Origin of the sequence: Streptomyces sp. NPDC001663 (assembly GCF_042893105.1) — a bacterium.
Classification (GTDB): domain Bacteria; phylum Actinomycetota; class Actinomycetes; order Streptomycetales; family Streptomycetaceae; genus Streptomyces.
This window is the reverse complement of record NZ_JBIAUR010000001.1, coordinates 294,672-309,059: the sequence shown is the minus strand read 5'-3', so window position 1 is coordinate 309,059 and position 14,388 is coordinate 294,672. Positions and strand designations below refer to the sequence as shown.

Here is a 14,388-nt window from a genome sequence, read left to right as displayed (position 1 = left end):
CCTCATGCCCATTGCCGACTCCGACGGCACCTCCATCTACTACGAGCGCCACGGCAGCGGCCCGGCGATCCTGTTCGTGCACGGCAGCGGCGGCCACCACGCCGCCTGGTGGCAGCAAGTGGCCGCACTGCGCGAGGAGTTCACGGTTGTCACCGTCGACCTGCGCGGCTTCGGCAAGTCCGACTCGTCGATGGACGAGTTCGACGGCCAGGACTTCCCGGGCGATGTCGTCGCCGTCCTCGACGCCGAGGACCTGACCGACGCCATGCTGGTCGGCCAGTCCATCGGCTCCGTCGCCGCCCTGCGCGCCGGACTCGTGCGCCCCGAGCGTGTCTCCTCCGTCGTCCTCGGCCACTCCCTCGGCGGCATCAGCCACCCCGAGCTCAGGGAACTGGCCGCCACCGACCGCGCCGAGGCCGTCAAGCTGCCCGTCATCGACCGCCTGCTCACCAAGACCTTCCAGCAGGAGCGCGCCGACCTCACCTTCCTGTTCCAGCAGATGGGCACCTTCAACGTCGCCAAGATGCAGGACCTGCGCAACCTCGATACCAACGGCCCCTCCCTGGGGGAGATCCAGGCCTCCGGCATCCGGGTCGCCTTCCTCGCCGGCGAGAAGGACGCGGTGCTCAGCGTGAAGACCGTGACCCGCGCCCACGAACTCCTGCCCGGCTCCCACCTCGAGGTCGTCCCGGACGCCCCGCACTCCATGTACTGGGAGGCGCCCCAGAAGTACAACGCGGCCGTCGCCCACCTGCGCCGCACCCTTACCGCCCCCAAGGAAGCCGCATGATCCTCGCACCGAAGGAAGCAGCATGACCAGCCTCACCCTGGACGCCGCCGAGGAGATCATCGACGCCGCCCACAAGCGCGCCCAGGCGATCGGCAAGGCGGTGAGCGTCGCGGTCGTGGACGCCGGCGGCTTCCCCGTCGCCATCCGCCGCCCCGACGGCGCCCGCCCGCTCACCCCGGACATCGCCCGCGCCAAGGCCTATACCGCGGCGATCATGCAGCGCCCCGGCAAGATGCTGAAGAAGTGGCAGGAGAGCCAGCCCGTCTTCTTCTCCCAGCTCTCCCAGCTCCCCGGCGCCGCCCTGCCGATCATGGCCACCGAGGGCAGCGTCACCATCAAGAAGGACGGCGAGATCATCGGCGGCCTCGGAATCGCCGGCGGCACCGCGGACGAGGACCAGCGGATAGCAGAGGAGGTCCTCCAATCCCTGGGCTACGAGCTGGAGTTCGCCGCCTGGGGCGTCGCGGGCGGCCCGGCCGGAACCTCCGGAAAGGACGCCTGAACCATGGCGGACACGTTCAACTACCGCATCGACCATCACGGCAGCCTGGTCCGCCCGGCCGAACTCGCCACGGTCGGCGTGGAGCAGGCGGTCAAGGACGCGGTGGGCTTCCAGCGCAAGCTGCGCTCCACCGTCGTGACCGACGGCGACTTCCCGCGTGAGGACTTCCGCAGTGCAGTCTTTGACGGAGTGTCAGGATTCCGCCGTACGGACGAGGTGGGCCCCGACGGCCTGGCGCGCTGGGTCGCCGAGTCGCTGCCGAAGGCCAACGGCCCACTGCTGGCGGACTGGGCGGAGCGGCTCGCCGAGCTGACGATCATCGCACCTAAGGCGTCACTGCCCTCACCGGCCTACCTCGCCGCCACGACCTTCCAGGCCGGCCTCGGCGTCTCCTCCGCCTGCGAACTGGGCGAAGCCCTCGCCGAGATCATCCAGGCCGAGATCGAGCTGCTGGTCTCCAAGGGCGTACGCCTGATCCAGCTCAACAACCCGCTCCTGCTGGGTCAGTTGGGCACCGACCCGACCAACCCGGGCGCACTGTCCTTCGAGGACGCGCTCGCCGTCGATGCGTCGGCGGTACGGCTGGACGAGCGCCCCGAGGGCGTACGGATCGGCGTGGCCCCCGGCTGGGTCGCCCCGACGGCGGTGGACTGGTCCCGCACCGAGCAGCTCTACGGCACCATCACCGCCGACCGCTGGATCCTCCCCTTCGACCAGGGCACCCCGGCCGAACTCGCCCTGGTCAGGGCGCTGCCGGAGAACCGCGACTTCTGCCTGGGCGTGGTCGACGCGACGGTGCCGGAGCTGGAGGACATCGACACCGTGATGGAACGGATCGACGGGGTAGGCGAGTTCAAGGACCTGGAGGACGGGGCGGTCTCACCGTCGCGGGGCTTCGCGGACGTGGCGTCGCGCCCCCTGCTGACAGTCGAGGACCAGCGCAAGAAGCTCGTATTGGTCGAGACAATCGCCCGGTACTGCTGGGGCAACGAGTTCTGAAGCTGCCCAAGGGGCGCGGGGCTGTATCGATATGCGGCTACCGCCGCGTGAGCGCGACCAGCCACAAACAACCCGCGCCCCTGAACGAACACAGGCCCGGCAGACGCTACAGAACCTCGGCGAAAGTCACCGAACGGTCGATGAGCAGCGGCCACACCGTGTCCACGATCAACTCCTGGAAGTGCTCGGCGGCCTTGTGCGCCTCGAACCCGGCCCGGTCGGCATACCGCTCGTACAGCAGAAAGCCGCCGGGCTCGCCCACCACGGTGTGCACCTCGTACACAAGGTTCGCCGGCTCGGCACGGGTAGCCGATCGCGCCTTCAACAACGCGTCCCGCACCACTTCCTCGTCGGCAGTGGCACAGCGGTAGTGGGCGACGACTGCATAGGTCATCCGTTTCCTCCTCGTGCAGGTCTGACCTGCCGATTCCAGCACGAATCCCCTGATGAGCGGCTCGCGCGGAGCGCAACCAATGTGTGCCGCCCCGGCCCTGGTACCCCGTTGCCCAGTGAGGTGTTGTGAACCGTATGCGTACTCTCGAAACACTCTCCGGCGGGGAGTGGGTCACCACAGGCGACTGGATCGACGTCCACGACCCGGCCGACGTCCGCGCTCCGATCGCCCGCATCCCCGCCCTCGCCGCCAAGGACGTCACCCGGGCCTACGACCACGCAGAGCGCGGCTTCACGGTCTGGAAGCGCACCAGCCCCTTCGAACGGGCCCGGATCTTCACCGACGCGGCCCGTCTGATCCGCGAACGGGTCGACGAGATCGCCGCCGACGTCACCACCGAGAACGGCAAGACCCTCGCGGAGGCGACCGGCGAGACCCTCAAGGCCGCCGACTTCCTGGAGTACTACGCAGGCCTCGCCCGCCAGGGCTACGGCACCCTCCTGCACGACGTACGCCCCAACCACCGTACGCACACCCAGCGCGAGCCCATCGGCGTGATCCTGGTGATCAGCCCTTGGAACGACCCGCTGATCACCCCGGCCCGCAAGCTCGCCCCGCTGCTCGCCGCCGGCAACGCGGCGGTGTTCAAGCCGGCCACCGAAACCCCGCTCTCCGGGCTGCACTTGGCCCGCGCCCTGCACGACGCGGGCCTGCCGGCCGGTGTGCTCAACGTCGTCACGGGCCGCACGGCCGAGATCGAGGAGGCACTCCTCGACGACCCGCGCATCGCCGGCATCACCTTCACCGGCTCCAACGCCGTCGGTAACCGCATCCGCCGCCGCCTCGCCGACCGCAACGTCCGCTTCCAAGGCGAACTCGGCGGCAAGAACGCCTCGGTGGTCCTCCGGGACGCCGATCTCCAGGCCGCCGCGAAGGCCGTGGTGGCGGCGTCGTTCGGTCAGGCGGGCCAGCGGTGCACGGCCACCAGCCGGGTCGTTGTCGAGTGGCCGGTGTACGAGGAGTTCACCCGCCTTCTGGTCGCCGAGGTCGAGGCGCTGAAGGTGGGGCCCGGCAGCGACCCGGCGACCACCATGTGCGCCTTGTCCAGCCCCAGGCAGCGCGACTCCGTCCTCGCCGATCTGCGCGGGGCCGTGGAGCAGGGCGCCACCGTTCTCACCGGCGGCCGGGCCGACACCGAAGGCGACCGCGCACACGGCTGCTACGTCCAGCCCACCGTCCTCGCCGACGTCGCCCCCGAAACGGCGATCTGGCGCGAGGAGGTCTTCGGCCCGGTCCTCGCCGTCCGCGCCGTCGCCGACTTCGCCTCCGCCGTCGAGGCCGTCAACGACTCCCAATTCGGCCTGGCGGCGGCGGTCTTCACCCGCGATCTGGGCAGCGCGTACCGCTTCGCCGACGAGGTCGAGTGCGGTCAGGTCGCCGTCAACACGACCACCACGGGCTGGGACGTCCACCTCCCCTTCGGCGGCTTCCGCGACTCCGGCACGGCGTACAAGGAGCAGGGCGAGGAAGTCCTCCGCTTCTCCACCCGCGTCAAGACCGTGGCCGTCAACATCGGTGCTGCGGAGCGGACCCATGGCTGACGAGACGATCGGCGTCGTCGGCGCAGGCATCGTGGGCCTGGCCACGGCCCGCGAGCTCGCCCTGCGCCGCCCCGGCACGCGCGTCCTGGTGCTGGAGAAGGAACGCAAGGTCGCCGTCCACCAGACCGGGCACAACTCCGGTGTCGTACATGCCGGGATCTACTACGCGCCCGGCAGCCTCAAGGCGGACCTGTGCGTTCGGGGCGTGTCCCTGCTCCGTGAGTACTGCCAGGAGCGCGCGCTGCCGTACAAGGAGATCGGCAAGCTAGTGATGGCCGTACGCCCAGACGAACTGGGCCGGATGGAGAACCTCTACGAGCGGGCCAGGAACAACCACGTGCCCGACCTCCGCAAGGTCTCCGAGGAGGAGATCCGCGAGATCGAGCCGCACGCCGGCGGCATCGCGGGCCTGCACTCCCCGCGCACGGCGATCACCGACTACCCGGCAATCGCAAGGGAGTTCGCCAAGGACGTCGAGGACTCCGGCGGCGACGTCAGACTCGGTTTCCCGGTCACGTCGATCACCAATGTGCCCGGGGGCATCGAGGTCGCCTACGGTCAGGAACGTGTCCGCGTCGACCGGCTGATCCTGTGCGCGGGCCTGCACTCGGACTCCGTGGCCAGACTCGCCCAGGACAAACAGGAGCCGCGGATCGTCCCCTTCCGCGGCGAGTACATGCTCCTCAAGCCGGACCGGACGCATCTCGTACGCGGTCTGCTGTACCCGGTGCCCGATCCGCGCTACCCCTTCCTCGGCGTGCACTTCACCCCGCGCGTCGACGGCTCGGTCGAGGTCGGCCCGAACGCCGTACTGGCCCTGGCGAGGGAGGGCTACCAGCTCAGCAGGGTCTCGGTGAGGGACCTCGCCGGACTCGCCGCCTACCCCGGTTCCTGGAAGATGGCCGCCCAGCACTGGCGCACCGGCATCAAGGAGTACCGCGGCTCACTGTCCACGGCGGCCTTCATGAAGGACGCGAAGCTGTACGTCCCAGGCGTCGGCGCCAAGGACGTCGTACGCGGTGGTGCAGGCGTCCGAGCCCAGGCCCTGGACCGCGACGGCACCCTCGTCGACGACTTCCGCATCCACCGGTCCGGCCGGATCACCGCCGTACGCAACGCGCCCTCGCCGGCCGCTACGGCCTCCATGGCGATCGCCGAGCACATCGTCGACGCGGTCTTCGACGACGCCTGACGCAAACAGAGAATGCCCTGCTCACACGGCACTTGCGTGCAACAAGTGCTTGCGCTCCCAGAGGCTCCGCAAGGCCGCACGCCCCACCTAGCGTTCCTTGCGCACCACCCCACCGGCCCCTTCTGCGAAGAGAGTTGAAGACATGTTCGTCGTCGACACCCAGATCCACATTTGGAAGGAAGAGACCCCGGACCGCCCCTGGGTCCCCGGCGCGCGGGAGCGCATCCGGCTCAACGGACACCGCGAGGACCCTTTCTCGTACGAGGAGGCCCTCGAGCTGATGGACGAGGCCGGCGTCAACCGGGCGCTGATCCTGCCGCCGTCCTGGGAGGGCGACCGCATCGACTACGCCCTGGAGGCCTGCGAGGCGCACCCCGACCGCTTCGGCATCATGGCCCGTATCCCGCAGAACAAGCCCGAAGAGGGCAAGGCCATGCTGACGGACTTCGCGCAGAACCCGCATGTGAAGGGCACGCGCCTGACCTTCCACCGGCCGATCGACCGCAACTGGATGATCGACGGCACCAACGACTGGTACTGGCCGATCGCCGAGGAGCTCGGCATCCCGACGATGGTCCACGCGCCCATCTGGAAGCGGGAGTTGGGCCAGATCGCCGAGAAGCACCCCGAGCTGAAGATCATCATCGACCACATGGGCATCATGGCCCGCTGCGTCGACGACGCGATCGGCTACTGGGTGCAGGAGACCGCCGACCTGGCCGCGCACCCCAACATCTACGTCAAGGTCTCCGCGCTGCCTGGCTACTCCACCCAGCCCTTCCCGAACAACAACATCCAGAAGTACGTGCGCGAGATGGTCGACAGGATGGGCCCGCAGCGCTGCTTCTACGGCACCGACATCACGCGGCTGCTCGGTCACGGCATCACCTATACCGACACCATCGAACAGTTCACCAAGCACTGGGACTTCACCCCCGAAGAGCTCGAATGGATCATGGGCCGCGGTATCTCCGAGGTCCTGAACTGGCCGATCGAGGGCTGAGGAAGCGCGAGAGATGACCGACACCACCAACTCCCCGGGCGCCGACGGCGGCGATGCTCTCGTCACCGCCTTCAACGCCGTCGGCGCCGACTACATCTTCTGCTCGTCGGGGTCCGAGTGGGCCCCGGTGTGGGAGTCCCTGGCCCGGCGCCACCGGGACGGACTGCCCTGCCCCGAGTACCTGGACCTGACCCACGAGACCGTCGCGGTGGGCATGGCCACCGGCTACGGCCTGGTCAAGCGCCGTCCCCAGGGCGTGCTCCTGCACGCGGCCCCCGGCCTCCTGCAGGGTTCCATGGCCCTCCACGGCGCACTCCTCGGGGGCGTCCCGATGGTGGTCAGCTCCTCGGAGTCGACCACCTACGGCGATGGACCCGGCCAGGACCCGGGCGGCCAGTGGTACCGCAACCTCTCCATCGTGGGCGGCCCGCACGGCGTCGCCCAGCCGTTCACCAAGTGGTCCAACGAGGCCGCCAGTGTGCACACCCTGCCCACGATGATCACGCGGGCGGCGGAGCTGGCCTGGCGGGCGCCCGCGGGGCCGGCGTACCTGAACATCCCGCTGGAGATCCTCCTGGAGGACTGGGACGGCCGCGAGGCCAAGCCCATCGCTGCTCCCGGCTCCACGCACAGCTCGCCCGAAGAGGTCGACCCCGTCGCCCAGTTGATCCGCGAGGCCGCCAACCCCGTGATCGTCACGGAGACCGCCGGTCGGGAGGCGGGCGGCTTCGAGGCCCTGGTCGCCTTCGCGGAGGCCTGGAACATCCCGGTCGTCGAGCCCGACTCGGCGGTGTGTGGCAACTTCCCGCGCACGCATCCGCTGCACGCCGGCGGTGACATCGGCCCGTGGATGGACGAGGCGGACCTGATCCTGCTGGTCAACTGCAGGGCGCCGTTCTATCCGCCGTCGCGTCGCCCCTCCAGGGCGAAGGTCGTGGTGATCGACGAGGTGCCGCAACGCCCGCATGTGGTCTACCAAGTGCTGTTCGCCGATCGTTACTTGGAGGGCAACGTCGCCAACACCCTGCGGCAGCTGACCAAGCGCGCGAAGGATCTCGATGCGCCGGTGGTGAGTGCCCGCCGCACGGCACAGGAGAAGCGGCGCACCGCCGAACAGGCCGCGATCGCCAGGGCCGAGGCGAAGGCGGGGAAGTCGGAGGGCATCGACCCGGTGCTCGTCGCCGCGACCCTGCGCAAGCTGCTCGACGGCAAGGCCGGCATCGTCGTCGACGAGACCATCACGCACAGCCGCGTCGTCAAGCGCCATCTGCAAACAGCCGCCCCTGACTCGTACTTCTACGTGCAGGGCGGCCTCGGCCAGGGCATCGCGGTCGCGCTCGGCGTCAAACTTGCCGCGCAGGAGCGGCCGGTGGTGCTCACGATCGGGGACGGCGCGTTCGCTTACAACCCGGTCATCCCGTCGTACGACGCCTCCAAGGTCTACGAACTCCCGTTGCTGATCGTGGTGTTCAACAACCGCGTCTACAAGTCGATGAACCTCAACCACCGCCGCTTCTACCCGGACGGTGCGGCCGCCGAGACGGGAGAGTGGTTGGGCACCGACCTGCACCGGCTGCCCCGACTGGCCGCATTCGCCGAGCCGTTCGGCATGCACACGGAGGCCGTGGATACGCCGGACGCCCTTGTGCCGGCGCTGGAGCGGGCGTTGAAGGCTGTGGCCGAAGGGACCACGGCTGTCGTCGACGTCCTCGTCACCCGTTGAGCACTTCGCTGGAACGCCGTTCTCGAGCTGCGGGCCGTATGTGGCTGGTCGCGCAGTTCCCCGCGCCCCCTGGGGCGCGCTGTAGCCCAGGAGGCTTTCGCTGCCATGTCTGATACACCTCCCAAGGTCGTGGTTCCCGCCGAGGACTTGCGCACCCTCTCCGCCGCCCTCCTCGAAAAGGGCGGCCTGAGCGCCGAGTACGCCCGTACCACCGCCGACGTCTTCGTCTGGGCCGCTCTGCGCGGTGTCGACTCCCACGGGATCGCCCGTGTGCCCGCCTATCTGGAGCTGCTCGCCAAGGGTGTCGCCAACGCCGAGCCCGACATCAAGGTCGAGTCGACGACTGCCGCGGCCGCAGTCCTCGACGCCGACCGTGCGCCCGGTCCGGTTGCGCTGAGTGCGGCCGCGGACGAGGCGGTGCGGCGGGCCCGGGAGACCGGCATCGCCTCCGTCGGCGTGCGCCGCACCGTGCACACCGGAGCCATCGGCTACTACGTCTCGAAGATCGCCGAGCAGGGCCTGATCGGCATCGGCTTCGTCGCCGGCATGCCCAACATGGGCTACACCGGCGTCAAGGGCGCCGCCGTGGCCACCAGCCCCCTCGCGATCGCTGTACCGGCCCGCGATCACGCGCCCCTGCTTCTCGACATGGCCACGGCCACCATCGCCCTCGGCAAGATCCGCCAGGCGAAGGCGAGCGGCACCCCGCTGCCGGAGGGCGCGGCGGCGACCGAGGACGGCACCCCGACGACCGACCCGGAGAAGGCGACCATGCCTCTCCCGCTCGGCGGCGCCAAGGGCTCTGGCATGTCCCTGGCCTTCGAGCTGCTGACCAGCGTGCTGGTCGGCGCACCGATCTTCGCGTCGTTCCACTCGGACGACCCGTCGGGCCGCAAACACCGCCAGAACGCCCTGCTCATCGCCGTTGACCCGACAGCCTTCGGCGGCACCGACGCCTTCACCACGAACGTCGACACCACACTGAGCACCCTCAAGGCCCTGCCGGTCGCGGACGGCGCCGACGGTGTGTACTACCCGGGCGAGCGCAGCGCGGAGGTGGCCGCGGAACGGGGCGAGAAGGGCATCCCGGTGTCACCGAAGGTCTGGCGAGACCTGACGGAGCAGGCCGAGAAGCTCGGCGTGACTCTGCCGCGGACCGCCGGCTAACCGGCCTCACACGACAGGCGGTCCCGGGCTCTCAGGCGCTCGGGACCGCCTGCTGCACCTGACGAGCAATCGCTTCAGTGCGTCGCCCGGACCCCGTCCAGCGCGATCGCCAGCACCCGGTCCCGCTGGGCGTCGTCGACGAAGACCGTGCCGGTGATGCCCGCGACCAGGCGCAGCAGATCACCGAAGTCCATGTCCTTGCGGGCGGCCCCGACTTTCTGTGCCCGCTCGAAGAGCGGACCGCCGGCGGCGTACATCGACTCGCGGCAGGCGTCGAAGATCTCGGACTCGTCGTCGAGCGCCTCGCGGACGGCCCGCTTGGTCACCATGTAGCCGGTGAAGCGGGTCAGCCAGGAGGTCAGTGCCTCCCACGGCTCCAGGCCGGCGACCTCCTCGGCGACCCGGACCAGCTCGTTGACCTCGTCCGCGTACACGGTCTCGAACAGCTCGCGGCGGGACGGGAAGTTCCGGTACAGGGTGCCGATGCCCACGCCCGCACGGCGCGCGATGTCCTCCAGGGACGCGTCGGCGCCGTGCTCGGCGAAGGCCTCGCGCGCCGCGCCCAGCAGGGCGTCGTAGTTGCGCGCCGCGTCCTTCCGGTGCGGTCGGCGGGACGCCACGATCTCGCGGACGGGGAACGGCTGAGCCGTCACTGCTGCCTCCCGGGGCGGTAAAAGTTGAACCGGAGGTTAGCCTCCGCTACAGTGGAGGTATGCCTCCACTTTAGCAGTGCGAGGCGCCCCGTACCTTTCCGCGACCGCTCACCGCGGCCGTCGGCGTGCCCGTGCCGCTCGAGCGGCGCACCGGGCCCGCACGACCGTGGCCCGAGAACCTCGGCCGCACCCCGTTCGTTCGGAGAGGCCTTTTCATGCCCCGCAAGTCCACCCGTCTCACCTTCGCGGTCCTCGCGACCGGTGCCGGTGTGTTCGCCATGCTGCAGTCGCTGATCGCGCCGGCCCTGCCGACGGTCCAGCACGCGCTGCACACCTCCCAGTCCACCGCGACCTGGGTGATGACGGCCTACCTGCTGTCCGCCTCCGTCTTCACCCCGATCCTCGGCCGCGTCGGCGACCTGATCGGCAAGAAGCGCACCCTCGTCGCCGTCCTGTTCGTCGTGCTGCTCGGCTGTCTGCTGGCCGCGCTCGCCCCGACCATCGGCGTACTGATCGTCGCCCGGGTGGTCCAGGGCGTCGGCGGCGCGCTCTTCCCGCTCTCCTTCGGCATCATCCGCGACGAGTTCGCCCCGTCCGAGGTCAGCGGCAGCATCAGCAACCTGTCCGCCGTGATCGCCGCGGGCGGCGGCGTCGGCATCGTCGCGGCCGGACCGATCGTGTCCGCGCTCGACTACCGCTGGCTGTTCTGGATCCCCGTCGGCGTCGTCGCGATCAATGTGCTGATCGCCCTGCGTTACGTTCCCGAGTCGCCCAACAGGGCCGAGGGCAAGGTCAGTTGGCTGGGCGCCGGCCTGCTATCGGCCTGGCTGGTGACCCTGCTGCTGCCGCTGAGTCAGGCGAGCGTGTGGGGCTGGGGCTCGGCCCGGACCGTAGGTCTGTTCGCCGCGGCCGCGCTACTGTTCACCGTCTGGCTGCTGGCCGAGGCCCGCTCCCGCACCCCGCTGATCGACCTGCACGTGATGCGGCTGCCCGCCGTGTGGACCACCAACACCGCCGCCCTGCTGTTCGGCGCGGGCATGTACTCGCTGTGGTCCTTCCTGCCGGCCTTCGTCCAGACACCCGCCTCCGCGGGGTACGGCTTCGGCGCGAGCGTCACGGCCTCCGGCCTGCTGATGCTGCCGATGCTGGTGGCGATGTTCTGCTCCGGCATCCTCAGCGGCCGCCTGGAACCGGTGGTCGGCGCGAAGGCACTGCTGACAGCGGGTGCCGCGCTGGGCGCCCTCGCCCTGGGCCTCCTCGCCCTCTGGCACTCCGCGCAGTGGCAAGTCGCCCTGGTCTCGGGCGTGTTCGGCCTCGGCATCGGACTGGCCTTCGCCTCGATGGCCAACCTGATCGTCGGCAGCGTCCCGGCCTCCCAGACCGGCGCGGCGACCGGCATGAACGCCAACATCCGCACCATCGGCGGCTCCATCGGCGCCGCCGTGACCAGCGTTCTGGTCACCGGCCACCTCCAGCCCTCCGGCCTGCCGTACGCCTCCGGCTACACCCACGGCTTCGCGCTGCTGGCGGTGCTGTGCCTGGCGGCGGCGCTGGCGGCGCTGCTGGTCCCGGTGACCCGGACACGCCTCACCGGCCCGGCCCGCGCCGCCGACGGCCCGGCGGTCACGGAGCCGGAGGCGATGGCGTCCGGCACTCGCGGCTGAGCCCGGCCGGAACACCGGTGCACGTAAGGTAAGGTTGACCTGCGTGATCCCGCGGTTCGCCGCGGGAAGTGCACCGGGACGTGGCGCAGCTTGGTAGCGCACTTGACTGGGGGTCAAGGGGTCGCAGGTTCAAATCCTGTCGTCCCGACGGTGCGAAGGGTCTTCGCGGGCGAGAGCCTGCGGGGGCCCTTCTTCGTGTGGGTGTTCCGGCGGTGGCCGCGGCTTCAGCCGCGCAGCAAGGTGAGCACGGCGAGGACCCGGCGGTTGACGTCCGGTGACGGTGCCAGACCCAGTTTGCGGAAGAGGTGGGCGCAGTTCGCCTCCACCGTGCGCTCGCTGATGCGCAGTTCGCCGGCGATCCGGGCGTTCGACATCCCCTCGGCCATCAACGCGAGGATGTCGTTCTCGCGGGAAGTCAGCCGGGACAGCGGTGAGTCCGGGCGGCGGCGCCGCATGAGGCGGGAGACGATGGCCGGGTCGATGACGCACTCGCCGTCCGTGACGCGCCGGAGCGCGTCGACGAGCACGGCGATGTCGGACACCCGCTCCTTGAGCAGGTATCCGACCGCTTCCGTCTGGTCGGTGAGCAGGCGCTGGGCGTACCGGACTTCGAGGTACTGGCTGAGCACCACGACGGCTGTGCCGGGGTGGCGTTCGCGGATGTGGCGGGCGGCGACCAGCCCTTCGTCGGTGTGTGTGGGCGGCATGCGGATGTCGACGATTGCCGCGTCGGGCCGTTCCAGCGCGACCAGGCGCAGGAGGTCGTCCGGCCCGGCGGCCTCGCCCACGACCTGCACGCCGGCGTCGGACAGAAGCCGAGCCAGGCCGGACCGGATCAGCATGACGTCGTCGGCCACTACGACCTGCATGGGATCACCGCCGTCAGTGTGGTCACCACGACGCCGTCCCGCGATGTGCCGGCCACGGTGAACTCTCCTCCCGTCGCCCCCACCCGGTCCGCGGCGTCGGTGAGCGCAAGGTCGTCCGCGCCGGGTCGGCGGGCTGTGCCGCTCGCGGTGATCGCGACCCGCACGGTGAGTGTGCCGTCGGCGCCCACTGCCGACACCGCGACATGGTCGGCCCGGGGGCGGCGGGCAGCGCTTTCGAGGGCGGCGGCGACGACGGCGTAGGCGGCCGGCGCAGCGTCCGTGTCGCCCTCGATACGGGTCCTGCTGTCGACCGTCACGGGGATCTCGCAGGCCGCAGCGAGGTCTTCGAGCCCGGCGTCGAGCCCCTCGTCGGCGAGGACACCGGGGAAGGAGCCATGGGCGACCCGGCGCAGTTGGGCGAGAGCGTCGCGCACGGCGACCTCCGCGTCCGCCAGGGCGAGCGCCTGCGCGGGCGCCATGGCGGACGCGGCGACCTTGAGGTGGAGCGCGGCGCTGACCAGCCGCTGCTGGACACCGTCGTGCAGATCGCGTTCCAGGCGCCGCCGCTCGGCGTCGCTCGCGGCCACCACGCGCCGCTGCGAGGCCCGGATCTCGGCCAGGCGTGCCCGCAGGACCGCGGACAGCCGGGCGTTGCCCAACGCCAGTCTGGTCGTGGGGGCGAGCCCGGCCAGCGCATCATCTGCGTCCGCGTGCCGGGCGAGCAGCAGCCGCAGGACCGGTCGTCCGGTGTCGTCGGCCAGGACGACGGGTCTGTCCGGCGCCTCGGCGGCCACCTCACGGCCCGAGACATCGATCCACCGCAGCTGGTCCTCCGGCGTGCCGGGCATGGCGAAGTGGACGCCGCGCACCCCGGCGCCCACCCCGGTCACGGCGGCTTCCGGGCCGGACAGGCGGTGTGCGAGGCGGCCGAGATCCACCCGCGCCGCCGTCGTCCGCACCGCCGCGGCGCACAGTACGGACGCGAGGAGCGCGACGGCCACCGGCTGCGCCAACTGCCGGGCCGGCGAGGCGGGTTCACCCCAGCGAGTCCCCTGCCACGCGGTGGCCGCGGACGTGCCGAGCGCCACGAGGCCCGCCGCCACCGCCGTGCGTGGCACCCCCGGCACACCGGATCCCGCGACCGTCGCGAGGGCGGCGACCGCCGCGCAACTGGTCAGCACACCGGTCAGGAGCACCGCCGTGCGCGGTGCCAACGTCCCGTCGAGAAAAGGCCGTACGTCCTGGCAGACGCGGGCGCACCCGGGATCGGCGAACGGGTTGTAGCCCAGCAGATGCACCAGCGCGGCAGCACCGGCGAACACGAACACCGCGCACAGGCCCCGGCGCACGGCCCTGGTCGCCGGACGCGGCGACAGCCGCACCACGGCCCGGGCCAGCCCGGCAACGACGAAGGGCGACGTGGCGAGCAAGGCGCTGCGGGCCGACGCCGGAAGCCAGTCCCAGCCCGCCCAGAACGGCAGGAGCGCGGCCGCGACGGCCAGCGCCAGACCGGACGACGCCGCGGGCTGCCGGCCGCGGGTCGCCCACACGCCGGTCACGGCCAGGGCTGCGGCCGCGAACAGGGTCGGCAGGGCCCACACCGGGGGCGCGTACACGCCGAAGGGCCCCAACTCGCCGCCGTTGCCGACGGCGTAGGAGGCTCCGGCGGTGACCACGGCGACGGCCGTCGCCACAAGAGCGGACACGGTCGCCCGCCTGGTCCCGCGCACGCCGTCCGCCGTATCGGCAAGGCCGAGCGGATACGGCACAGTGGCGCCCGGTGAGGTGGCCATGTCTCGCATTCCAGCACAACGGGGACACCTTGGGTGCA

Annotated in this window: 13 protein-coding genes and 1 tRNA gene; 10 read left to right on the top strand and 4 right to left on the bottom strand. The window is 70.9% G+C overall.

The window, feature by feature from the left end; translation table 11 throughout:
• The first annotated feature begins 4 nt into the window (after positions 1 to 4).
• The 3 genes from ACFY1L_RS01455 to ACFY1L_RS01445 are packed head-to-tail and all read left to right on the top strand — an operon-like array spanning position 5 to position 2,291.
• On the top strand, positions 5 to 790 hold the full coding sequence (locus ACFY1L_RS01455) for an alpha/beta fold hydrolase (RefSeq protein WP_388816396.1): 786 nt from the start codon (positions 5 to 7) through the stop codon (positions 788 to 790).
• Between the two features lie 22 nt (positions 791 to 812).
• Positions 813 to 1,292: a heme-binding protein gene (locus ACFY1L_RS01450; protein WP_388816393.1), complete on the top strand. Its 480-nt coding sequence runs from the start codon at positions 813 to 815 to the stop codon at positions 1,290 to 1,292.
• Between the two features lie 3 nt (positions 1,293 to 1,295).
• Entirely contained in the window at positions 1,296 to 2,291 is a 996-nt protein-coding gene (locus ACFY1L_RS01445; RefSeq protein ID WP_388816390.1) for a methionine synthase II (cobalamin-independent)-like protein, read from the top strand.
• Positions 2,292 to 2,397: 106 nt separating this feature from the next.
• Here the strand turns inward: ACFY1L_RS01445 and ACFY1L_RS01440 are convergent, their stop codons facing one another.
• A complete protein-coding gene (locus tag ACFY1L_RS01440) occupies positions 2,398 to 2,685 on the bottom strand; it encodes a putative quinol monooxygenase (RefSeq protein WP_388816387.1) in 288 nt (95 codons plus the stop codon).
• A gap of 134 nt (positions 2,686 to 2,819) precedes the next feature.
• On the opposite strand from ACFY1L_RS01440, the gene ACFY1L_RS01435 reads away from it, so the two are divergent.
• From ACFY1L_RS01435 to ACFY1L_RS01415, 5 genes are all read left to right on the top strand, one after another.
• Positions 2,820 to 4,286, top strand: coding sequence for an aldehyde dehydrogenase family protein (locus tag ACFY1L_RS01435; RefSeq protein ID WP_388816384.1), 1,467 nt, complete (start codon positions 2,820 to 2,822; stop codon positions 4,284 to 4,286).
• The gene (gene lhgO / locus ACFY1L_RS01430) at positions 4,279 to 5,478 is read left to right on the top strand and encodes an L-2-hydroxyglutarate oxidase (RefSeq protein ID WP_388816381.1); all 1,200 of its coding nucleotides are present in this window, start codon (positions 4,279 to 4,281) and stop codon (positions 5,476 to 5,478) included. The genes ACFY1L_RS01435 and lhgO overlap by 8 nt, the downstream gene beginning before the upstream one ends.
• 142 nt (positions 5,479 to 5,620) lie before the next feature.
• Entirely contained in the window at positions 5,621 to 6,481 is an 861-nt protein-coding gene (locus ACFY1L_RS01425; protein ID WP_388816378.1) for an amidohydrolase family protein, read from the top strand.
• 13 nt (positions 6,482 to 6,494) lie between these two features.
• Positions 6,495 to 8,204, top strand: coding sequence for a thiamine pyrophosphate-dependent enzyme (locus ACFY1L_RS01420; protein ID WP_388816375.1), 1,710 nt, complete (start codon positions 6,495 to 6,497; stop codon positions 8,202 to 8,204).
• Between the two features lie 105 nt (positions 8,205 to 8,309).
• On the top strand, positions 8,310 to 9,371 hold the full coding sequence (locus ACFY1L_RS01415) for an Ldh family oxidoreductase (RefSeq protein WP_388816372.1): 1,062 nt from the start codon (positions 8,310 to 8,312) through the stop codon (positions 9,369 to 9,371).
• A gap of 74 nt (positions 9,372 to 9,445) precedes the next feature.
• Here ACFY1L_RS01415 and ACFY1L_RS01410 read toward each other — a convergent pair whose 3' ends face one another.
• Positions 9,446 to 10,024, bottom strand: a complete 579-nt coding sequence (locus ACFY1L_RS01410; protein WP_388816369.1) for a TetR/AcrR family transcriptional regulator — start codon at positions 10,022 to 10,024, stop codon at positions 9,446 to 9,448.
• 215 nt (positions 10,025 to 10,239) lie between these two features.
• Between ACFY1L_RS01410 and ACFY1L_RS01405 the strand changes: the two genes are divergently transcribed.
• Both ACFY1L_RS01405 and ACFY1L_RS01400 read left to right on the top strand, forming a co-directional pair.
• Positions 10,240 to 11,688 (top strand): MFS transporter, encoded by a 1,449-nt coding sequence (locus tag ACFY1L_RS01405; RefSeq protein WP_388816366.1) that lies wholly within the window; start codon positions 10,240 to 10,242, stop codon positions 11,686 to 11,688.
• A gap of 74 nt (positions 11,689 to 11,762) precedes the next feature.
• A tRNA-Pro gene (locus ACFY1L_RS01400) sits at positions 11,763 to 11,836 on the top strand.
• 76 nt (positions 11,837 to 11,912) lie between these two features.
• Here ACFY1L_RS01400 and ACFY1L_RS01395 read toward each other — a convergent pair.
• Positions 11,913 to 12,557, bottom strand: coding sequence for a response regulator (locus ACFY1L_RS01395; RefSeq protein WP_388816363.1), 645 nt, complete (start codon positions 12,555 to 12,557; stop codon positions 11,913 to 11,915).
• A complete protein-coding gene (locus ACFY1L_RS01390) occupies positions 12,545 to 14,350 on the bottom strand; it encodes a sensor histidine kinase (RefSeq protein WP_388816361.1) in 1,806 nt (601 codons plus the stop codon). Before ACFY1L_RS01390 ends, ACFY1L_RS01395 begins: the two co-directional genes overlap by 13 nt.
• Positions 14,351 to 14,388: the final 38 nt, after the last annotated feature.